Here is a 19,332-nt window from a genome sequence, read left to right on the forward strand (position 1 = left end):
GGCGCGCATGCTGTCGGCCCATGCCGGCCTCGGCGTCATTCTGGGCGCCCTGCTCTACATCGTCTCGCTGAGCGGGGTTCTCGTGGTTTTCCACGCCGAGTTCGCCCGCTGGGAACAGCCGCATATCGTTGAGAGGCAGAGCGTGTCGCCCGAGCTGGCGCAAAGCGCAGCGCAGAGCGTGCTCGATCATGCGCGCGCCATGGACGATACCCCCGACGAGATCATGATCTTCATGCCGACCCCGGACTCACCGCGTCTGGCGGGCGGCTATGACGACAGCTACTGGTTCATCGATGATCAGGCCCGGCTGGGCGAGCGGATCGATCACGGCTTTTCCGAATTCCTGATCGACCTGCACTACTATCTGCACCTGCCCTCCACGCTCGGCCTGATCGTCGTGGGCCTGATGGGCGTGATGATGCTGGCGCTGGTGGTCTCGGGTTTTCTGGCCCATCCGCGCGTGTTCAGGGACGCCTTTCGCAGCCGCAAGCCCGGCAATGGCCAGCTCAGCCTGGCGGATCGCCACAACCGGCTGTCGGTCTGGGGCGCGCCCTTTCATGTCATGATCCCACTGACCGGCGCCGCCCTGGGGCTGGCGACGATTGTCGCTTTGGTGCTGGCCCAGTCCGAGCCCGAAATGACAGTGACGGACATGTTCGACACGGTGTTCGGCGCGGGCGCCGAACAGACGGCGCCCGCCGGCCCCCTGCCGGACGCCGCGCAGGCCTTGCGGGTGGTGGCAAAAGACTTCGCCGAAGACGGGCTGATCCCGTGGATCATCCAGATCCACCATCCGGGCGAGGACGAGCAGACGCTGCAGATCCTGACCGCCGCGCCCGACCGCCTGATCTTCGGCGAATACCTCCAGTTCTCACCCGATGGCCGCTTCATCGGCCAGACCGGGCTAGAGAACGGGGAGTTCGGTCAACAGGCCATGGCGTCCGTCTACAACCTGCATTTCGGCAATTGGGGCGGCGCGCCGATCAAGCTGGTCTATGTCGCGCTCGGCCTCGCCCTGTGCGTGGTGTGCGTCAGCGGCGTTCAGCTCTGGCTCTACAAGCGCGCCCGCAAGAAAGGCCCCCAGCCCCGGCTTGAACGCGCCTGGATCGCCCTGGTCTGGGGACCGGTGGCGCTGATCGGACTGTGCCTGACGCTGGATCGGGTCTTCGGGATTGCAGATTCGCTGCTGGCGCCGGTCTTCTGGATCGGCCTGGTCGCCCTCGCCGGTCTCAGCCAATTCGCCCCCTCCAAGGCAGGACTGTCCTGCGGTCTCAAACTGACAGGATCAACGCTGCTCCTGATTGGCGCCAGTGCGCATTTCCTAGCCTATGGGGCCAGCGGCTATCAGAACCCGGCCGCCTGGGGCGTGTTCGCGGGCATCATCCTGAGCGCCCTGCTGCTGACAGGCGACGCACTGCGCCAACCTCGCGCCGGGGTGACGCCTGCCGTGGTCCCGGGAGACTAGATCAGGACCACGGAGTCTTCATCGTGATTAGGCAAGGGGTCCGAAATTGAGCCGTCGCATCCCAGCCAGCCCAGCACATCGCTCCAGTCGGTGAAAGAGCGCGCATCCACGGCGCGTTCTCGCAAGAGATCCACCATGAGCGCCGCTGGGCGGCTGTTTCGCCCGCTGCTGAGATAGCTGACCCGTAATCCGGGCGGCACATGGATGCTCATGCTCAAGGCCAGCTCTGAATACTCGTTGATCAAACGCCGCAGGACCGCCGCCCTGTAATCAATGATGAGACCGCTCAGAACCGGGCGAGCGAGCCGCCTTGCCAGATCCCGGATCAAAGCCGCAGACTGCTCGAGCGTACCCCCTGCCCCCAGAGCGAAGCACCAAACCCTTGGCGCTTCAAAGATCAGCTGACTGGCGTAGACGGGATGCTTCATCCTGCCGCCTTGCCCGATTATAATTTAATAACTTCTGAGCGATTTGAGCGACGAGGCGCATTCTTGCTAGAGCCAAACAGTCGAAGGAATGGGATCCACCGCATACGGACAGCCAAGCCATTTCGCCATGACCTCCCACTCCGCGAAACCTCGCACGAACAAACCGTTCTCAATCAGCAGTTTGATCATTAAAGCCGCTTGTGGCGCATTTCGACGATTGGTCAGATAGGCCACCTGAAAATAGGGCGGCAGAAAGAGACTGAACCGTTTCGCCAGTTCCGCGAATTCACCGGCCATCAAGTTCAAGCGCGCCGCACGATAATCAATGATCAGTCCGCTCAAACGCTCTTCGACTATTCGCCTTGAGAGTCTTTGAAGGTTTCTGACTGATTTGTCTATGGTGACTTCACCGCCTACAGCCGCATACCAGATATTTGGCGCCTCGTGCAGCAAGAAGCGCGCATACAGTGATCTATCCAAAGCCAGGACCCACTACAAATGACTACCTAAACTTCACTTGTTTGTAAATTTGGATTCGATAGATGCATATTGGCAATATGTATGATTATTTTTTACAGTTAATAATTTCTATTCCTATAGAGCCGAATAAGTCATGAAACTCCAGCAAGCTACAATTGCATAAAATCCAGATTGGGGATTCTTTGCATCCAATTACATCATTTTTATGGTAACTGCTCTTGATTATCACGAAAACCTTCGCATCAGGATTGTCAAAGGTCAGGCCTTACTCGCCATACGTGTAAAGCGCTTACTCCTGTGGCCGCAGCGTAGCGAGGAGCGAAAGTCCGGACGGTGTTAAGCATCGGGAAAAACTGGTGCGGGCGGCCGGAGTCGAACCGGCACGGGCGTTGCCGCCCAACGGATTTTAAGTATTATCGCACGAAGTTCAGATGGTAAAACCAATCACCGTTTTCGCTAAGCTATGCTTGGAGATAACTCATACGCGCTCGATCTAATTTTAGAGCCCTCGCGTCACATGTGACGCGAATTGTGACGTCTCGCGTCACATACTTACTGATCCGCGTCACATTACGTCGTCATCAACATTGAAATTTTGAAAGTCATCCGACCAATGAAGGCTGAACAAATACAACCCATTCTTAATTTCCTGAATAAATCGCAGACACTCCTCTGATGATATAACATCAAGATCATCATACAAAGCAGTCATTCTTGCCAAATTCGTGGAAAAAGCCCCATCCACAATTGCTGTATTGGGCCAATCATCAGAACGAACTGAAAGCAAATCAATGACTTTTAGATAAAGCATCACGATATCCATCGCTCTCCCTATCTACACTTAAATTCTCCGAAAAATAAGATAAGAATTTTTCTACCATAACCTCATCTTTATTGGAAAATTTAATATTCTTTATAACGCTAGCAATAACTTGATCAGCGGACATGAAAAAGCTGTTTGAGTAAATAATCCAACGCAGGGCTCTTCGCAGCTTCTTTTTATGATCTTCTAAATCCTTCGTACTTGCCTCCCCTTCTGCCCGAAGAATGGCTTTTCCTAGCTCCTCAAACGCATGAACGGACAGCACATAGGCCGATCTGATACGCTTGTGGGTAAACAGCAATTCAGCATCCTCAATGAGCTGCTCGGCATTGCGATACGCTGGAGATCGGTCCAAAAACAAACTCTCGGCCCCTTGGTGGAATGGTAGACACAGCAGACTTAAAATCTGCGGCTTTCGGGCGTCCCGGTTCGAGTCCGGGAGGGGCCACCAAAGTCAAACAAGTTTAGCTCAAGAAATTGCCGCGTCACATGTGACGCGCCTCGTGACGCATAAGCGTAGCCTGAAATCACATAAAAGGTTGAGAGATGACAACTGGTTGGCAGGCGCCAACAATTGGAATTTTGAAACCGTTTCCAATAGTCGATTGTACTTTCAGTGCTTTTAAGTCCGGTGCGTCTACCAATTCCGCCACGCCCGCCGCGTGTGTTGCGCGAACACCGTTCGTTCTGAATACGAAACGGGCCGGACTTTTCCAAGTCCGGCCCGCTGTCGTTTGGCAGAAAGATAAGGCGGTTAGCGCTTGATCTCGTCCTGGCTGGTGATGATCTTGCCGCACAGGCCATATTCAACCGCATCCTTGGCCGAAAGCCAGAAATCGCGGTCGGTGTCCTTCTCGATCTGATCGAGCGACTTGCCCGTGGCGTCAGCGAAAATCTGGTTCAGACGCTGACGCATGGAGCGCATCTCACGGACCTGGATCTCGATGTCGGACGCCATGCCGCCCGCGCCGCCGGACGGTTGGTGCAGCAAGAAGCGGGTGTTGGGAAGCGCGTAGCGGTCTTCCTTATTAGCGCCCACATAGATCAGCGCCCCGGCGCTCGCCACCCAGCCCGAGCCGAGCACGATCACGCGCGGTTTGATGAACTTCATGGTGTCGTGGATCATGTCGCCCGATTCCACATGACCGCCCGGAGAGGAGATGACCATCAGGATCGGGTCGTCGGACTTGGCCGCCAGCGCGAACAGCTGGGCGCAGACCTCACGCGCCGTCTTGTCCGAAATGCCCCCGGTGATCAGGATGGTCCGGCTCTCAAACAGCGCCTTGCCCACATAATCGGGGGTTTTCGGCGCGTTATTGTCTTCGCCGTCTTCGTCGTCATTGCGGATGATCGGGTCGGTATAGCCGTAAGACATCAGCGGCGGTCCTCAAATCAGGCTGGAAGCCCTGAAGCTCAGGGCCGGTAAGGCAGGTTCAGGCCAAAACGTAAGATGGCCCGCGCGGGACGGCAAGCATGGCCTCCAGCGCGTTAAGGCGCGGTTGCTCCCCGCGCCTATTGCGCGAGCCGGTGCAGCGCCCGCTCCACCTCCGCCAGCGCCTCCGGATCCACGCCCCGCGCGACGAGCGCCACGCCGCGGGTGATGGAGCCGTCCTCGGTCTCCTGGAACCAGGGATAGGAGCCCAGCGACACTTCCGGATAATCGATCTGCAGCTGGCCCAGCGCTTCGGCCAGATCGCCTTCCCGCGCGCCCTCGAGCCGCACCGTGACAGACTGGGTGACAGCGCCCCGGGTCAGGCGCGGCGCGACATCCTCCAGCATGCCGCGGGCGATCTTGGGGACCCCGGCAAGGACGAAGACATTCTCGATCTGGAAGCCCGGCGCCCCGGTGACCGGATTATCGATCAGGATTGCCCCCTCGGGAATGCGCGCCATGCGCAATCGCGCGGTCGTGACCTCGGTCTTGGCGCGGGCGTACCAGTCTTCCAGGATGGCGAGCGCATCGGCCCGCACGTCTATGCTGCGTCCGAAGGCGGCGGCGACCGCGTCGGCGGTGATGTCGTCATGGGTGGGCCCGATGCCGCCCGTGGTGAAGACATAATCGCACCGCGCGGACAGCGCCTGAACCGCCTCGATGATGGCGTCCTGGTCATCGGAGACGATTCGCACTTCCTTGAGGCCGATACCCAGCGGCGCCAGGAACTCGGCGATCTGCTGCACATTGATGTCACGGGTGCGGCCCGACAGGATTTCATCGCCAATGACGACAATCCCCGCGCTGACGGTCTTGTTCCCGGTTTCACTCATGGCCGCCCCTCTCTTGCGTGCGTGGTCGGGCAGACTATGGTCCGCCCCTTCCCGCTCTCCAAGGTCTTGTGATGCGATTTCCCGCCCCGCTCCATCCCGGCGTCCTGATCAAGCGCTATAAACGCTTCCTGGCCGATGTGGCGCTGGACACCGGAGACACCGTCACCGCGCACTGCCCCAATCCGGGCTCCATGATGGGATTGAAGGAGCCGGGCAGTCGCTGCTGGCTCAGCCATGCCGACGACCCCAGACGCAAGCTCAAATACACCCTGGAGGTTCTTGAAGCCGACGGCGCCCTGGTGGGCATCAACACCCACCGCCCGAATGCGCTGGCGGAAGAGGCCATCCGGGAAGGACGCATTCCCGCCCTGTCCGGCTATGGCAGCCTCAGGCGCGAGGTGAGATACGGCGTCAATTCGCGCATCGACCTGTTGCTCGAGAGCGAAGACCGGCCGGCCTGCTATGTGGAGGTGAAGAACTGTCATCTCATGCGCACCCCGGGGCTGGCGGAGTTTCCGGACAGCGTGACGACACGCGGCGCCAAGCATCTGGGCGAGCTCAGCGAGATGGTGCGTCAGGGCCATCGCGCGGTGCAGCTCTTCATCGTGCAGCGTCCCGATTGCGACGCGCTGTCCCCGGCGGAGGACCTGGATCCCGATTACGCCCAGGCTCTGCGTGACGCTGCGGCTGCAGGCGTCGAGGTCCTCGCCTGGGCGTGCGCAGTGACGCTGGACGGGATAGAGGTGATCCGCGAGATCGAGGTGAGACTGTGAGCGAGACCCACGTGCTGAACCCTGAAGACGCCGGCTGGGACCTGCCCCGGCCCTTCATCCTGCCCGTCACGGTGAAGACGGAGGATATCGACGACTTCGATCACGCCAACAATTCGGTCTATCTGCGCTGGGCGGACCAGACCGCCTGGGCGCACTGGGAGGCGGACGGCTACACCCGTCAGAATTGCCGCGATCTTGATCGCGGAATGGCGATCCTGCGCACCGAGGCGGACTATCTGGGTCATTGCCGCAAGGACGAGGACATCGCATGCGCCGTGTGGATCGCCCGGTCAGACGGCAGATTGCGCGCCGAGCGCTGGTACCAGTTCCGTCGCGTCTCGGACGGAGAGACCGTTTTCCGCGCCGTCACGAAACTGGTCTGCTTCCAGCTCAGCACAGGCAGGCCGGCGCGAATGGTGGACAGTTTCGCCCGCCATTACGGCAAGCCCGCCGAGGATCTCAGCCAGGCGGCGGACGCGCTGGACGCCCGCCTGAAACGCGGCTGAAAACCGGCCCATCTGCGCATTACAGACCGGAAAGTTTTCCCGCCGCCTGGACAGGCCTATAGTCCGCGCGTGATTAAGGGGAGACTTTCATGCGTTCCATTCTTGCTGCTGCGGCCAGTGCCCTTGTGCTGACCGCCTGCGCCACCGTTCCGGCGCCCGAACAGGCCCAGACCCAAACCGCTGCGCCGGTTGTGGCGGCGTCCTCCATCGAAGCCCATATCCGCTTCCTGGCTGACGACCTGCTTGAGGGCCGGGAAGCCGGTGAGCGCGGCTATGACATCGCCGCCGCCTACATGGAGAGCCAGTTCCGCCTGATCGGCCTCGAGCCGGGCGGCATGGACGGCTATCGCGCGCCGGTTCCGCTTCAGGTGATGTCCGCGAACCAGGACGAGGCGAGCTTCGTTCTCAACGGCGAATCCCTGACCCCGGGCCAGGACTTCGTCGTGTCCGCACATGCTGCGCTCGATGAAGCCAGCATCGAGGCGGACGCCGTCTTCGTCGGCTATGGCCTCGACGCGCCGCAACTGGGACTTGATGATTACGAGGGCCTCGATGTGGAGGGCAAGATCGTGGTGGTGCTGATGGGCACGCCGGGCGAGCTGCCGTCTGACATTTCCGCGCACCTCAATTCCAGCCGCACCAAGGCGCAGTACGCCGCCGACAATGGCGCGATCGGCATGATCGCCGTGATGCCTGAGGGTCTGTCGCGCTTCACCTTCGAGCGCATGGCGCCCTACGCCGCCGGCGAGAGCATGACCACCGAAGCCGCCTCCGCCGCCTCGGAGCTGCAGGTGCGCGCCGCCATTTCCGACGCGGTTGCAACGCGCATGTTCGAAGCGGCCGGTCAGGACTATGCCGCCATGGTCGAGGCCGCCATCAATGGCGAGACGCCCGAGGGCTTCGACTTCAACCAGACCCTCGCCCTGTCCGCCAAGACCGAGCGCGAAATGGTCTATTCCGACAACGTGGTCGGCGTTCTGCCGGGCTCTGATCCGGCCCTGGCCGACCAGCCGGTGATCGTGACCGCGCACCTCGACCATATCGGCATCTGCCGCCTGGAAGAGGATGTGGACCGGATCTGCAACGGCGCGCTCGACAATGCGTCGGGCTCGGCGATCATGATCGAGACCGCCCGCGCCATGGCCGAGATGGAGCGCCAGCGTCGCCCGGTGATCTTCGTCGGCCTGACCGCAGAAGAAAAAGGCCTGCTGGGTTCGGCGCATATCGCCGCCAACATCACCCCGGCCATGAACGGCATGGTCGCCAACGTCAATCTCGACATGCCGGTCATCCGCTACGAGTTCAACGACCTGATCGCCTTCGGCGCCGAGCATTCCAGCCTGGGCCCGATCGCGGAAGCCGCCGTGGCCAGCGCCGGCGCGACCCTGTCGCCCGATCCGCTCCCGCAACAGGCCCTGTTCGTGCGTTCGGACCACTACAACTTCGTGCGCCAGGGCGTGCCTTCGCTCTTCCTGATGACGGGCTTTTCCAGCCCCAATCCCGAGGATGATGAAGGCCAGGGCTTCCTGAACTTCCTGGGCGGCGACTATCACAGCCCGGGCGATGAAGCCGATGCCGGCGTGATGTTTGACCAGGGCGCCAAGTTCGCCAACATCAACCTCGCCATCATCGAGGCGATCGCCAATTCCGACGAGACCCCGCACTGGAACGAAGACAGCTTCTTCGCCCAGTAGACCCTCGGTACTGCGAACGAATGCGCGCCCGGGCCCGTGGAACATTCCATCACGGCCCGGGCGCGTTTATATAGGGGTCAGGCAACGAACGGATGAGACGTGACTGACACCGGGCTAGAGATCGACGACGCGCCGACGCGCGATGGGCATATCAAGCGCCACAAGCCGGAAGATTTCGACGGCATGCGCAAGGCCGGGCAATTGTCCGCGCGTGCGCTCGACATGCTGGTCGATCATGTAAAGCCCGGCGTCACCACCCAGGAACTCGACGACCTGGTTCGTGAATTCTATCTCGACCACGGCGCGGCTCCGGCCACGATCTTCTATCGCGGCTACACGAAATCGAGCTGCACCTCGATCAATCACGTCGTCTGTCACGGCATCCCCAACAAGAAGCCCCTGCGCGAAGGCGACATTGTCAACATCGACGTGACCTGCGTGCTGGACGGCTGGCATGGCGACACCTCGCGCATGTTCGGCGTGGGCGAGGTCAAGCGCAAGGCGTCCCGCCTTGTCGAAGTGACCTATGAAGCCATGATGCGCGGCATCGAGATGGTCAAGCCGGGCAATACGTTCGGCGATATCGGCGCCGCCATCCAGGAATATGCCGAATCCCAGCGCTATTCGGTGGTGCGTGATTTCTGCGGCCATGGTCTGGGGCGCCTGTTCCACGACGCGCCCAACGTGCTGCACTTTGGCGAGTACGGCACCGGGCCGGTGATCGAGGAAGGCATGTTCTTCACGATCGAACCCATGCTCAATATCGGCAAGCCCGGCGTGAAGATCCTCAATGACGGCTGGACCGCGGTGACCCGCGACAAATCCCTGTCGGCCCAGTTCGAGCATTCTGTGGGCGTGACGAAAGACGGCGTCGAGATCTTCACCAAATCGCCCGCCGGTCTCGATCAGCCGCCCTGCGGCTAGGCGCGAACTTATCCGCCCCCTCTGAGAGTCGAGCCATACTGCTCCTCGTTCCTTCCATGACGGGCGGCCGGCGCGTTCAGGCTGGGAGGGGCGGGATGTCCCGAGGACAGAGGCCGTAACGCAGCCCCTGGCCGAAAGGGCGGGCCCTCACCGGGCGGTCCAGGGCAGCGGCGTCTGATGAGACGCTGACTGCACCGGCGGCGCGACAGCGCAGAAGTCTCCGGACGGTGACCCTGAAAAATCATCTCAAGCGCGGGAGCCGGGTCCGGTTCTCAAACTGCACATCTTCAACACAAGACGACCCGCTCTCGCGCGACCCGTCTTATGCTTTCCCCTGCGTTGGCGCGCGGGGTTGTTGGTGCATGGGTCCCCGGGTCAAGCCCGAGGACCGAGATTTGGAGCTTTAACCTCTCCGCCTTCGGACGTGATCCGGAGGCCCATAAACAAAAAACCCCGGAGCCTGGCTCCGGGGTTTTGTCATTCACATGAAAGCCAGATCTAGACGGTCACGCCGTTGAGACGCGCCTTGGCTTTTTCTGCACCGATCAGCGGCAGGAGCTCGGCCATTTCCGGTCCGCGTTGCTGGCCGGTCAGCGCCATGCGCAGCGGCAGGAACAGGGTCTTGCCCTTGCGACCCGTCGCCTCTTTCAGCGCGTTGGTCCAGACGCCCCAGCTGTCCGCGGTCAGCTCGCCTTCGGGCAGAAGCTCGGCGGCCTGGGCGGCGAAGTCGGCGTCTTCATCGGCGATGGCCGGAGTGACCGGGCCCTCGATCAGACGCGCCCATTCCACCACATCCTTGAGCACGGTCAGGTTCGGACGCACGGCCAGCCAGAAGGCTTCGCCGCCATCTGCATCCAGCCCGGCCAGGCGATCGCGCACATCCGCGTAATCCATGGCGTGCACCAGCTTGGCGTTCAAACGCCTGAGTTCTTCAGGATCAAAGCGGGCCGGGGTGCGCGAGAGCTTGCCAAAATCGAACTCGTCAGCGAGCTGTTGCAGCTCGGAGCGCGCATCCACGGCGTCAGAGGTGCCGATCTTGGCGAGCAGCGAGCAGACCGCCATCGGCTCATAGCCTTCGATATCGCGCAGGTCTTCGATGGACAGCGAGCCCAGACGCTTGGACAGCTTGTCGCCATCCGCTCCCACCAGCAGGGCCATATGGCCCATGGCGGGCGCCGACCCTTTGCCGCCCAGCGCCTCGAAGATCTCGATCTGCGCGGCGGAGTTGGTGACATGGTCCTCGCCGCGGATGATGTGGGTGACCTTTGAATCGAGGTCATCCACCACGCTCGGCAGGGTGTAGAGATAGCTGCCATCGGCGCGGATCAGGATCGGATCGGAGACAGAGCTGGTCTCGATATGGCTCGGCCCGCGCACCAGATCGGTCCATTCGATGCGCCCGCCCGACAATTTGAAGCGCCAGTGCGGCTTGCGGCCTTCGGCTTCCAGCTTGGCTTTCTCTTCATCGCTGAGGCTCAGCGCGGCGCGGTCATAGACCGGCGGCTTGCCCTGGGCGCGCTGGATCTTGCGTTTGCGATCAAGCTCGTCCTCGGTCTCGTAGCACGGATACAGCAGGCCCTTCTCGATCAGCGCAGCCTTGGCGGTCTCGTATTTGTCGAAGCGCTCGGACTGCTTGAACGTCTTGTCCCAGCTCAGACCCAGCCAGGTGAGGTCGGCGCGGATCGCATCCTCGAATTCAGCGGTGGAGCGCTCCAGGTCCGTGTCGTCGATGCGCAGCAGCACCTGCCCGCCCTGGCCCCGCGCGAACAGGACGTTCATCAAGGCGGTGCGCACATTGCCCACATGCAGCTTGCCGGTGGGGCTGGGGGCGAAACGGACTTTCACGGTCATGGATATCGACTCTGATTATGAGACAGGCGCGCGACGGGCGCGCGAACTAAAGCGCGGCTTTAGACCGCCGCCCTCGCGTCGTCAAACGGGTGAGTGCGGAGAAACGCTTGATGATTGAAGCGGACAAGGCGATCCTTGCCGCCTTCGCTGGGGGAAAGTGATGAGCCAAGAGCCGCAAACGCCGGTCGGTCCGGGACCCAAAGGGCCCCAGCTCGATGACATGCTCGACAGTCTGATGGGCTGGAACCGCAGCTTCATCCGGACGCTCAAGGACGGCTTTCTCAAGCCTGAAGAGGTCGCAGGCGCGATCCTGCAGCAGGAAAGCTCAAGCTACGCCAACCCCATTCGGCTGCTGGTCTTCCTGTTCGGGATCTACATGACCCTGACGGTCTTCATGGTCGGTCCGGATGCGCAGAATGTGGAAGCCTTCACGCCCGCCGCCCCCGAAGTCCTGAACGCCTGGCTGATCGCACAAGGCTCCAGCCTGGAAGAGGTCAATGAAGTCTGGAGCTTCTGGCTGCAGATCATGATCTGGCCGATCATGGTGATTTCCTCCCTGCCCTACGCGCTGCTGTTCAAGGCCTATGCGCCCGGGCGCACGCTCTACGGCGCGGTGCTGGTCTATCTGACCACCATCAACACGATGACAGCGGCCCAGATCCTCCTGACGCTGGTCCTTGCGATCTTCATGGACAATGCCGCGAGCGTCGCTCTGGGTCTGCTGATGGTCATGGTCCTGTATTTCTACATCACCGGACGCGTGATCTACGCTCACTACGCCCGGACGCTGACGGGCACGATACTGAAGCTCTTTTCCTTCGTCCTGTTGACCCCCGTCACCATAGTGATCACCTTGCTGCTTCAGGTCCTCACCTTCGATCAGGTTATGGAGCATCGCTTTGATCTGAACGTGTCGGACATCATCGAGCTGAGGGGAGACACAGCGCCATGAATTCTCGCGAAATCCGCCTGACCCAGCATTTCACGGGCCCCGTGAAATCGGACTATTTCGAGATGGCGGAGGTAGAGCTTCCCGAACCGGGCGAAGGCGAGGTTCTGGTCAGGAACGCCTGGCTGTCCGTCGACCCCTACATGCGCGGTCGCATGATCGGCGTGAAAACCTATATCGACCCTTTCGAGGTCGGCGCCCCGCTTGAGGGCGGCGCGGTCGGACAGGTCGTTGCGTCCAATGCCGACGGCTTTGCCGAAGGCGACTGGGTCATGAGCATGAAGGGCTGGCGCGAAGGTTATGTGGCGCCCGCCAACACCCTCACCAAGATCGACGCCAGCGTGCTTCCGCCTGAAGCCTATCTGGGCGTGGCCGGTCTGACCGGCATGACCGCCTATATCGGCCTCAAGCGCATCATCGAACTCAAGGCTGGCGAAACCCTGTGGATGAGCGCAGCGGCCGGCGCGGTCGGCTCGGCCGGCGTTCAGTTCGCCAAGGCCATGGGCGCCAATGTCATCGCCACCGCCGGCGGCGAGGAAAAGACGGCCTTCTGTTCTGAAATCGGCGCGGACGCCGTGGTCGATTACAAGGCCACGGACGATCTCGCCGGCGCCGTGCGCGCGGCGGCCGAGCCGTTCGGCGGCGTGGACGCCTATTTCGAGAATGTCGGCGGCGATCACCTGCAAGCCGCGCTCGATGTCATCAAGCCCCATGGCCGCATGGCCGTTTGCGGCATGATTGCCCGCTATAATGACGACCAGCCCCTGCCCGGCCCGACCAACCTCACCCAGATCATCGCCAAGAAGCTCAAGGTCCAGGGCTTCATCCTGTCAGACCATTTCGATCTGCAGGGCGAGTTCATCTCGGATCTGTCGGACTGGATGATGGCGGGCAAGGTGAAAACCCGCGACACCGTCTATGAAGGCATCGAGCAGACCCCGGACGCCTTCATGGGGCTCTTCACAGGCGCCAATATCGGCAAGATGCTGGTCAAGCTCTGACGCTGCGCCGGTCCGGCGACGCCAACACAGTCGCCGGACCGGACTTCAACACGGCCTTGATTCCAAGGCTACATTCACAAGGCGAGTTCCAGTCGGCTCGACACGCCTGTTATACGTCTTGTGAAGACTTTGGTTCTAATGGTTACCCGTACCGTTATTCGAGACAGGACGGTCGTCTGTCAGAGGACCGAGGGTTTCCATGAACGTAGATCAGTTGAACGCGCGTGCAGAGGGCCGTCTCGCCGGCCTTGTCGGGCTTGAGGTTCTCGAGGCCACTCAGACCCGCATTCGCGGAGCGCTTGTGGTGCGGCCCGAATTGCAGGCGCCGACCGGTTTCCTGCATACGGCGACCATCATCGCCATGCTCGACACCCTCGCCGGGTATGGCGCGGGCATGAACATGCCTGATCGCGCCATCGGCTTTACGACCATCGAAGTCTCCTCGAGCTTCTTCGGAACCGCCCGCGAAGGCCGGGTCATCGGCGAAGCCGTCCCCATTCACCGCGGCAGCACCACCCAGGTCTGGTCGGCCAATTGCTGGCGCGAGGGCGACAACAAGGAAATCGCGGTCTTCCGCTGCACCCAAATGGTGCTCTACCCCCAGCGGCGCGGCGATCACAAGGAAGACTAGCTTCAACGCGAGCGCGTTTCGGGCCACACTGTCCCTTCCGGGGCAAGGGGGCGCGCATGAGCGGGTCAGAGATTGAGGATCAGGACCGCAAGGATCGCGAGGATCTGATCGAAGACACGCTGGGCTTCAATCTGCGCAGCATCAAAACGCTCTACGCCTTGCTGGCCAGCCCCCGCTCGGTCATGCGGGCCATTGTGGAGCGTGACCGTGAACGCTTCACCCCCATGATCCGTCTCTTTCTGGGGCTGATGGGCGTGCAGGTCGCCCTGTCAGTCATCTGGGGCGGCCATGCCGGCATACTCGAACAGTCGCTCAGCCGGCTCTCTGAAGAGCAGCTGCAGGACCTGCAGACCCTGGTCGACAGACCGCTCGACGAATTCTACGCCATTTTCGGAACCATCATCGGTTTCCTTCAGCCCATCCTGGTCGGCCTGTTCACCGCGGGCTCGGTGCTGGTCCTGCGCCTGATGGGCGAACGTCGCCCCTTCAGCGTCAATCTCAACCTGATGTTTGCGACCCTCAATGCCGGCAGCACGATCGGTCTGGTGGTGATGATACCCCAGACCCAGCTGGACCTTCCCTGGTCGATCGGGATGGGTCTGGTGATGCTGGGGTATTTCCAGGCGTTCTTCAGAGGCATGCCCGAAAGCATCATCGGCACGGGCTTGAAGCGCTGGGGTTACAGCCTGCTCATGACGCTGGTTCTGATCATCCTGATCCTGATCGCCGGCCTCGTCATGCAGGTCACGGCCTTGTTCGGCGCCTATATCTGGCCCTGACGCGCCGCGCGTTGCATCCGCCCGACTATGCCGCCGCCTATGACCGCGGCGACAAAGCAGGCCAGCGTGCCGTTTCCGAACATGTGAACGAAGCCTGCATAGGACAGGCAGGTGGCGGCGACCGCGAGGCCGATGGCGCTGATTCTGTTCAGCCATGAGACAGGTGCGTAGGTCATGGTTTCCTGAGAGCAAACAACAGGCCGTTTTCGTAGCCATTTGTTTACCATAACGCGTAATTTCCCGTTAGGACTGCACACCAATTCAGCGGAAACGCCTGTATAGCCTTGCAATCAACGATCAGAATCGCGCTTCATGGCGCTGTCCAACGTTGGCGGGTTGCGATTCCCACGCTTCCGCCTTTTTTAAACCAAGGGGGGAACCCTGATGAATAAATCTGAACTCGCCAAAGCCATCGCCGACAAAGCTGGCATCACCAAAGCCCAGGCCAGCGACGCAATCGACGCGTTCGCAGACGCCATCGTCGGCGCAGCGAAGTCTAACGACTCCGTGCAGCTGGCGGGCTTCGGCACCTTCCACGCCAAACACCGCGAAGCGCGCGAAGTGCGCAACCCGCGCACCGGCGAAAAAATGATGTCCAAAGCCAAGACGCAACTGGCCTTCCGCCCGGCGTCTGCGCTGAAAGACATCTAAGCGTTTTCCGCCCCCGGGCGGACATGCTGATGCGAAACCGCCGCCCGAAAGGGCGGCGGTTTTCTTTTGCGGCTACGCGCTGAGGCCTGGGATCAGGCGCTGGCCGGGAAGAGACGCTCCATCGCAGCATCGGCCGCCTCAAGCGCCCCCTCGATAAGGCCGCCATGTCCTTGCGACGCCTCCGCGCCCGCAAAGGCCAGACGCCCCTCAAGCCAGGTCTGCGACAAGGCCGGCTCGCCATACGGGGGATGCTCGCGCGGTCCGGGGCTGTCGGCAGGGGTCGCGGTGAGCGGATCGGACGCCCAGTCCTTGAACACGATCTCGACCGGGCGCCCGGCCTCGGCGCCAAACAGGCGCTCCAGCTGGCTCAGGGTCTCGGCCTGCAACGTCACCGCCCGACGTTGCCGGACGCCATGCGGCCAGCCGTAAAAGCCAAAGAGCGCAAACCGGCCCGCTTCATCATCGCTATGGTCCACCACTTCCATCAAAGGTCCGACCTGGCTGACCGCCGAGCCTGACAATCCCGCCTCACGCCAGAACGGCGCGTCGTACCGCAGCGATATCTTGGCGTGCGCGGCCATCCAGGTGGGCCAGCGCGTCAGCGCCGCCTTCAGCGTATCAGGCAGCAACGGGCTGAAGCTCCAGCCTGCAATCAGCGGCGGCGGCGCAGCAAGGATCACATGGCGCGCCTGAATACCCTGCCCGTTCGCAATCCGCACCTCGACTCCCTCGCCTGCAAGCGCGATTTCATGCACATGCGCGTTCAGGGCCAGCCTGTCAGGCGGAAGGGCTTTGGCCAGACGCCGGGCCAGCTCATACGGGCCGCCTTCCAGCCGCGCCGCATCGGCGTAGCGTTTGGGAAAATCCAGCGTCTGCACGCCCGCCGCCGTTTCATACCGCAAGGCGCCGCGCTCGGGCTGGGCGAAGACGCGAAGGCCGAGGGCCTCGATCAGGGCGCGCACGCGCGGCTGGTGCGCGGGCCAGACCCAGGACGGTCCCAGATCCAGCCCGGCTTCGGCATAAGCGCGACCGCCAACCCGGTCCCGCGCTTCAACGATCTGATAGTCGAGCCCGAGGGCCTGCGCGCGCGTCGCCGCACGCAGGCCGCTGATCCCGGCTCCGATGATCACAAGGTCCAGCATGGCCCCGAGGTCGAGTGAGACCGTCTATTCCGCGGCGACCTGACCGCGCTTCAGGCCCTGGGCGGGCTTGAGGGCGTCCGAGATCTGGAAGGCCATCTCCAATGCCTGATCCGCGTTCAGGCGCGGATCGCAATGGGTGTGATAACGGCTCGACAGGTCCGCTTCGGACAGATGACCGGCGCCGCCGACGCATTCGGTCACGTCCTGCCCCGTCATCTCGAAATGCACCCCGCCCGGCTCGGCGCCCTCGGCGCGCAGCACCTCGATGAAGGTGCGCAGCTCGGCCAGCACCTTGTCGAAGTCCCGCGTCTTGTAGCCATTGGCGGCCTTGTGGGTGTTGCCGTGCATCGGGTCACACGACCAGATCACATTGCGGCCCTCGGACTGCACCTTGCGCACCAGCGGCAACAGGCCATCGGCCACCTTGTCCGCGCCCATGCGCACATACAGGATCAGACGGCCCGCCTCGTCGCGCGGATTGAGCACGTCGATCAGACGGATCAGTTCGTCGGGATCGAGCGTCGGGCCGCATTTGAGTCCGATCGGGTTCTCGATGCCGCGCATGAACTCCACATGGGCATGGTCCGGCTGACGAGTCCGGTCGCCAATCCACAGCAAATGGGCGCTGGTGTCGTACCAACGGCCCGAATTGCTCTCCATCCGGGTCAGGGCCTGCTCGAACGGCAGGTGCAGCGCCTCGTGTGAGGTGAAGAAATCCACCCCTTCCAGAGACGGCGCGCCGTCCGGGGTCACGCCGCAGGCGCGCATGAAGGCCAGCGCCTCGCCAATCCGGTCCGCGTATTCCTGATAGCGCTCGCCCGCCGGGCTGCCCGCCAGGAAATCCAGCGTCCACTGGTGCACGTTGTGCAGGTCGGCATAGCCGCCCGACGCCAGCGCCCGCAGCAGGTTCAGCGTCGCGGCCGACTGGTCATAGGCGCGGATCAGACGCTCGGGATCGGGCACCCGCGCCTCTTCGGTAAAGGCCATGTCATTGATGGAATCCCCGCGATAGCTCGGCAGGGTGACGCCATCGATGGTCTCGGTGTCTGACGAGCGCGGCTTGGCGAACTGGCCCGCTATACGGCCCACCTTCACCACCGGCTTGGCGCTGGCGAACGTCATGACCACCGCCATCTGCAAGAGCACGCGGAAGGTGTCGCGCACGGTCTCGGCGGAAAACTCCTTGAAGCTTTCGGCGCAATCACCGCCCTGCAGCAGAAAGGCCTGACCCGCGGACACATTGGCGAGCTGGCTCTTCAGCCGACGCACCTCGCCTGCAAAGACCAGCGGAGGGCGCTTGGCGAGCTCGGATTCCACCCAATAGAGCTTGTCCATATCGGGATAAGCCGGCATTTGCTTGCCAGGTTTGGATCTCCAGCTCTCAGGGCTCCACAGGGTCATGGCCTTCGCCTTTCTCGTATTTGGCCGGACATAGTAACGGCGATTGTGCAACGCAGTAAGCCCCGAAGGTCCGCTTCGGGGCGCACTGCGTGCAAAAAGCAACGATGATGGTTACGGGGTGATGCATTCACCCCACAGGATCGACGACTTTATTCCGCAGCGCGCAATTCGGGCGGGATCCACTTCTCCTTCATGGTCACCAACTCCTCGGCGACACTGGGATGGACCGCACAGGTGGCGTCGAACTGCTCCTTGGTCAGCCCCGCCTTCACGGCAATGCCGACCGCCTGGATGATCTCCGGGCTGTCATCGCCCACCAGATGCACGCCGATCACGACCTGATCGGAGGGGCGCACGATCATCTTCATCATCATGCGGTCGGGATGATCCGTGATGATGCCCTTCATGGGCCGGAACTGGGATTTGTAGATATCCACCTCGCCATACTGATGGCGGGCCTCGGCCTCGGTCAGCCCGACCGTGCCCACGGGCGGCTGGGTGAAGACGGCGCTGGGAATGGTGGAATGATCATAGGCGTTCGGCTTGCCGCCGAAGACCGTGTCCACAAAGGCCGCGCCCTCGCGGATCGCCACCGGGGTCAGGTTCACGCGGTCTGTGACATCGCCCACCGCATAGATGTTCTCAACGCTGGTCCTGGAGTATTCATCAACCTTGATCGCGCCCTTCTCATCGACCTCGACGCCCGCCGTCTCCAGACCCAGGCCCCGGGTATAGGGATCGCGGCCAATCGCGAAGACGACCTGGTCCACATCCTCGATCACATCGCCATTCTTCAGGGTGACGCGCTTGGTTTTCGCGTCCTCGTCAACCTGCTCGACCTTCTCGAACACGGTATGGGTGATCACGCGCACGCCCGCCTCCTTGAGGCCTTCATGGACGGCGGTGCGCACATCATCATCAAAGCCGCGCAGCACGGTCTCGCCCCGGTAGACAAGGCAGGTCTCGACCCCCAGTCCGGCGAAGACCTGGGCGAATTCGACCGCGATATAGCCGCCGCCGGCGATCACGATGTGCCTGGGCAATTCGGGCAGGTGAAACAGCTCGTTGGACGTAATGGTGTGCTCGACGCCCGGAAGGCTCTCGTCCTTGTTGGGCGCGCCTCCGACGGCGATCAGGATGTGTTTCGCCGTCACCGTACGATCCTGATTGACAAGGCGTATGGTGTTCGGCCCTTCAAGCTCGGCGCGGTCCTCGATCAGCTCGACGCCCGCATTGGCGAGATTGCGCGAATAGATGCCCGACAGACGATCCACTTCCGCATTCATCGTGTCGCGGAAGGTCGGCCAGTCAAAGCTCGGCTCGCCCACATCCCAGCCATAGGCCCTGGCCTGCTTGAAGCTCTTGGAGAAGCCGGACGCGTAGACCATGTATTTCTTGGGCACGCAGCCGCGGATAACGCAGGTGCCGCCGGGACGGTATTCCTCGGCCACGGCGACCTTTTTGCCCATCATGGCGCTCAGACGCGAGGCCCGCACGCCGCCAGAGCCTGCCCCGATTGTGAACAGGTCATAGTCAAACTCGTGATCGGCCATGTCGCGCCCTTCCGTG

The 19,332-nt window shown here is 62.0% G+C and carries 20 protein-coding genes, 1 tRNA gene and 1 pseudogene; 11 read left to right on the plus strand and 11 right to left on the minus strand.

Annotation, left to right across the window (positions count from 1 at the left end; genetic code table 11):
* Window positions 1-7: 7 nt before the first annotated feature.
* Window positions 8-1,048: pseudogene (locus OA2633_RS04530) on the plus strand (PepSY-associated TM helix domain-containing protein); the annotation flags it as partial.
* A gap of 413 nt (window positions 1,049-1,461) precedes the next feature.
* Here the strand turns inward: OA2633_RS04530 and OA2633_RS04535 are convergent.
* From OA2633_RS04535 to OA2633_RS15755, 4 genes are all read right to left on the minus strand, one after another.
* The gene (locus OA2633_RS04535; RefSeq protein ID WP_009801308.1) at window positions 1,462-1,893 is read right to left on the minus strand and encodes a hypothetical protein; all 432 of its coding nucleotides are present in this window, start codon (window positions 1,891-1,893) and stop codon (window positions 1,462-1,464) included.
* 66 nt (window positions 1,894-1,959) lie between these two features.
* Window positions 1,960-2,235 carry a hypothetical protein gene (locus OA2633_RS04540; protein WP_009801309.1) on the minus strand — a complete coding sequence of 92 codons (276 nt, stop codon included), beginning with the start codon at window positions 2,233-2,235 and terminating at the stop codon, window positions 1,960-1,962.
* Between the two features lie 703 nt (window positions 2,236-2,938).
* Window positions 2,939-3,196 (minus strand): hypothetical protein, encoded by a 258-nt coding sequence (locus tag OA2633_RS16040; protein ID WP_009801310.1) that lies wholly within the window; start codon window positions 3,194-3,196, stop codon window positions 2,939-2,941.
* The gene (locus OA2633_RS15755; RefSeq protein WP_162010966.1) at window positions 3,162-3,551 is read right to left on the minus strand and encodes an AbiV family abortive infection protein; all 390 of its coding nucleotides are present in this window, start codon (window positions 3,549-3,551) and stop codon (window positions 3,162-3,164) included. The genes OA2633_RS16040 and OA2633_RS15755 overlap by 35 nt, the downstream gene beginning before the upstream one ends.
* A gap of 12 nt (window positions 3,552-3,563) precedes the next feature.
* Here OA2633_RS15755 and OA2633_RS04545 point away from each other — a divergent pair.
* Window positions 3,564-3,647 (plus strand) — tRNA-Leu (locus OA2633_RS04545).
* Between the two features lie 303 nt (window positions 3,648-3,950).
* Here the strand turns inward: OA2633_RS04545 and OA2633_RS04550 are convergent.
* On the minus strand, window positions 3,951-4,571 hold the full coding sequence (locus OA2633_RS04550) for an ATP-dependent Clp protease proteolytic subunit (RefSeq protein ID WP_009801311.1): 621 nt from the start codon (window positions 4,569-4,571) through the stop codon (window positions 3,951-3,953).
* A gap of 137 nt (window positions 4,572-4,708) precedes the next feature.
* Entirely contained in the window at window positions 4,709-5,461 is a 753-nt protein-coding gene (locus OA2633_RS04555; protein WP_009801312.1) for a molybdopterin-binding protein, read from the minus strand.
* A gap of 71 nt (window positions 5,462-5,532) precedes the next feature.
* Here OA2633_RS04555 and sfsA point away from each other — a divergent pair, with 71 nt between their 5' ends.
* The 4 genes from sfsA to map all read left to right on the plus strand — a co-directional run bounded on the left by sfsA (window position 5,533) and on the right by map (window position 9,358).
* On the plus strand, window positions 5,533-6,234 hold the full coding sequence (gene sfsA, locus OA2633_RS04560; protein WP_009801313.1) for a DNA/RNA nuclease SfsA: 702 nt from the start codon (window positions 5,533-5,535) through the stop codon (window positions 6,232-6,234).
* A complete protein-coding gene (locus OA2633_RS04565; RefSeq protein ID WP_241760691.1) occupies window positions 6,231-6,740 on the plus strand; it encodes a thioesterase family protein in 510 nt (169 codons plus the stop codon). Before sfsA ends, OA2633_RS04565 begins: the two co-directional genes overlap by 4 nt.
* A gap of 89 nt (window positions 6,741-6,829) precedes the next feature.
* A complete protein-coding gene (locus OA2633_RS04570) occupies window positions 6,830-8,434 on the plus strand; it encodes a M28 family metallopeptidase (RefSeq protein ID WP_009801315.1) in 1,605 nt (534 codons plus the stop codon).
* 99 nt (window positions 8,435-8,533) lie between these two features.
* Window positions 8,534-9,358: a type I methionyl aminopeptidase gene (gene map, locus OA2633_RS04575; protein WP_009801316.1), complete on the plus strand. Its 825-nt coding sequence runs from the start codon at window positions 8,534-8,536 to the stop codon at window positions 9,356-9,358.
* Window positions 9,359-9,856: 498 nt separating this feature from the next.
* Here the strand turns inward: map and gltX are convergent, their stop codons facing one another.
* A complete protein-coding gene (gene gltX / locus OA2633_RS04580) occupies window positions 9,857-11,209 on the minus strand; it encodes a glutamate--tRNA ligase (protein WP_009801317.1) in 1,353 nt (450 codons plus the stop codon).
* Window positions 11,210-11,369: 160 nt separating this feature from the next.
* On the opposite strand from gltX, the gene OA2633_RS04585 reads away from it, so the two are divergent.
* The 4 genes from OA2633_RS04585 to OA2633_RS04600 all read left to right on the plus strand — a co-directional run bounded on the left by OA2633_RS04585 (window position 11,370) and on the right by OA2633_RS04600 (window position 14,569).
* The gene (locus tag OA2633_RS04585) at window positions 11,370-12,161 is read left to right on the plus strand and encodes a DUF3667 domain-containing protein (protein WP_009801318.1); all 792 of its coding nucleotides are present in this window, start codon (window positions 11,370-11,372) and stop codon (window positions 12,159-12,161) included.
* Window positions 12,158-13,159, plus strand: a complete 1,002-nt coding sequence (locus OA2633_RS04590; protein ID WP_009801319.1) for an NADP-dependent oxidoreductase — start codon at window positions 12,158-12,160, stop codon at window positions 13,157-13,159. The genes OA2633_RS04585 and OA2633_RS04590 overlap by 4 nt, the downstream gene beginning before the upstream one ends.
* 199 nt (window positions 13,160-13,358) lie before the next feature.
* Entirely contained in the window at window positions 13,359-13,790 is a 432-nt protein-coding gene (locus OA2633_RS04595) for a PaaI family thioesterase (protein WP_009801320.1), read from the plus strand.
* A 56-nt stretch (window positions 13,791-13,846) separates the two neighbouring features.
* Window positions 13,847-14,569, plus strand: coding sequence for a hypothetical protein (locus OA2633_RS04600; protein ID WP_009801321.1), 723 nt, complete (start codon window positions 13,847-13,849; stop codon window positions 14,567-14,569).
* Here the strand turns inward: OA2633_RS04600 and OA2633_RS04605 are convergent.
* Complete coding sequence (locus tag OA2633_RS04605) at window positions 14,554-14,745, minus strand: hypothetical protein (RefSeq protein WP_040612472.1); 192 nt, start codon at window positions 14,743-14,745, stop codon at window positions 14,554-14,556. The genes OA2633_RS04600 and OA2633_RS04605 overlap by 16 nt on opposite strands.
* A 208-nt stretch (window positions 14,746-14,953) precedes the next feature.
* Here OA2633_RS04605 and OA2633_RS04610 point away from each other — a divergent pair, with 208 nt between their 5' ends.
* Window positions 14,954-15,220, plus strand: coding sequence for an HU family DNA-binding protein (locus OA2633_RS04610; protein ID WP_009801323.1), 267 nt, complete (start codon window positions 14,954-14,956; stop codon window positions 15,218-15,220).
* Between the two features lie 92 nt (window positions 15,221-15,312).
* Here the strand turns inward: OA2633_RS04610 and OA2633_RS04615 are convergent, their stop codons facing one another.
* The 3 genes from OA2633_RS04615 to gor all read right to left on the minus strand — a co-directional run bounded on the left by OA2633_RS04615 (window position 15,313) and on the right by gor (window position 19,316).
* A complete protein-coding gene (locus tag OA2633_RS04615) occupies window positions 15,313-16,362 on the minus strand; it encodes an FAD-dependent oxidoreductase (RefSeq protein ID WP_009801324.1) in 1,050 nt (349 codons plus the stop codon).
* 24 nt (window positions 16,363-16,386) lie between these two features.
* Window positions 16,387-17,763, minus strand: a complete 1,377-nt coding sequence (locus OA2633_RS04620; protein WP_040612474.1) for a class II 3-deoxy-7-phosphoheptulonate synthase — start codon at window positions 17,761-17,763, stop codon at window positions 16,387-16,389.
* A 149-nt stretch (window positions 17,764-17,912) separates the two neighbouring features.
* On the minus strand, window positions 17,913-19,316 hold the full coding sequence (gene gor / locus OA2633_RS04625) for a glutathione-disulfide reductase (RefSeq protein WP_009801326.1): 1,404 nt from the start codon (window positions 19,314-19,316) through the stop codon (window positions 17,913-17,915).
* Window positions 19,317-19,332 lie beyond the last annotated feature (16 nt).

The organism is Oceanicaulis sp. HTCC2633 (assembly GCF_000152745.1).
In the GTDB taxonomy this organism is placed as follows: Bacteria; Pseudomonadota; Alphaproteobacteria; order Caulobacterales; family Maricaulaceae; genus Oceanicaulis.

Bases quoted from the DNA above. Each gene is read 5' to 3' on its own strand.
- OA2633_RS04535 (WP_009801308.1), bottom strand. From the start codon at position 1,893: ATGAAGCATCCCGTCTACGCCAGTCAGCTGATCTTTGAAGCGCCAAGG.
- OA2633_RS16040 (WP_009801310.1), bottom strand. From the start codon at position 3,196: ATGGATATCGTGATGCTTTATCTAAAAGTCATTGATTTGCTTTCAGTT.
- OA2633_RS04550 (WP_009801311.1), bottom strand. From the start codon at position 4,571: ATGTCTTACGGCTATACCGACCCGATCATCCGCAATGACGACGAAGAC.
- OA2633_RS04555 (WP_009801312.1), bottom strand. From the start codon at position 5,461: ATGAGTGAAACCGGGAACAAGACCGTCAGCGCGGGGATTGTCGTCATT.
- sfsA (WP_009801313.1), top strand. From the start codon at position 5,533: ATGCGATTTCCCGCCCCGCTCCATCCCGGCGTCCTGATCAAGCGCTAT.
- OA2633_RS04570 (WP_009801315.1), top strand. From the start codon at position 6,830: ATGCGTTCCATTCTTGCTGCTGCGGCCAGTGCCCTTGTGCTGACCGCC.
- gltX (WP_009801317.1), bottom strand. From the start codon at position 11,209: ATGACCGTGAAAGTCCGTTTCGCCCCCAGCCCCACCGGCAAGCTGCAT.
- OA2633_RS04585 (WP_009801318.1), top strand. From the start codon at position 11,370: ATGAGCCAAGAGCCGCAAACGCCGGTCGGTCCGGGACCCAAAGGGCCC.
- OA2633_RS04590 (WP_009801319.1), top strand. From the start codon at position 12,158: ATGAATTCTCGCGAAATCCGCCTGACCCAGCATTTCACGGGCCCCGTG.
- OA2633_RS04595 (WP_009801320.1), top strand. From the start codon at position 13,359: ATGAACGTAGATCAGTTGAACGCGCGTGCAGAGGGCCGTCTCGCCGGC.
- OA2633_RS04600 (WP_009801321.1), top strand. From the start codon at position 13,847: ATGAGCGGGTCAGAGATTGAGGATCAGGACCGCAAGGATCGCGAGGAT.
- OA2633_RS04605 (WP_040612472.1), bottom strand. From the start codon at position 14,745: ATGACCTACGCACCTGTCTCATGGCTGAACAGAATCAGCGCCATCGGC.
- OA2633_RS04610 (WP_009801323.1), top strand. From the start codon at position 14,954: ATGAATAAATCTGAACTCGCCAAAGCCATCGCCGACAAAGCTGGCATC.
- OA2633_RS04615 (WP_009801324.1), bottom strand. From the start codon at position 16,362: ATGCTGGACCTTGTGATCATCGGAGCCGGGATCAGCGGCCTGCGTGCG.
- OA2633_RS04620 (WP_040612474.1), bottom strand. From the start codon at position 17,763: ATGACCCTGTGGAGCCCTGAGAGCTGGAGATCCAAACCTGGCAAGCAA.
- gor (WP_009801326.1), bottom strand. From the start codon at position 19,316: ATGGCCGATCACGAGTTTGACTATGACCTGTTCACAATCGGGGCAGGC.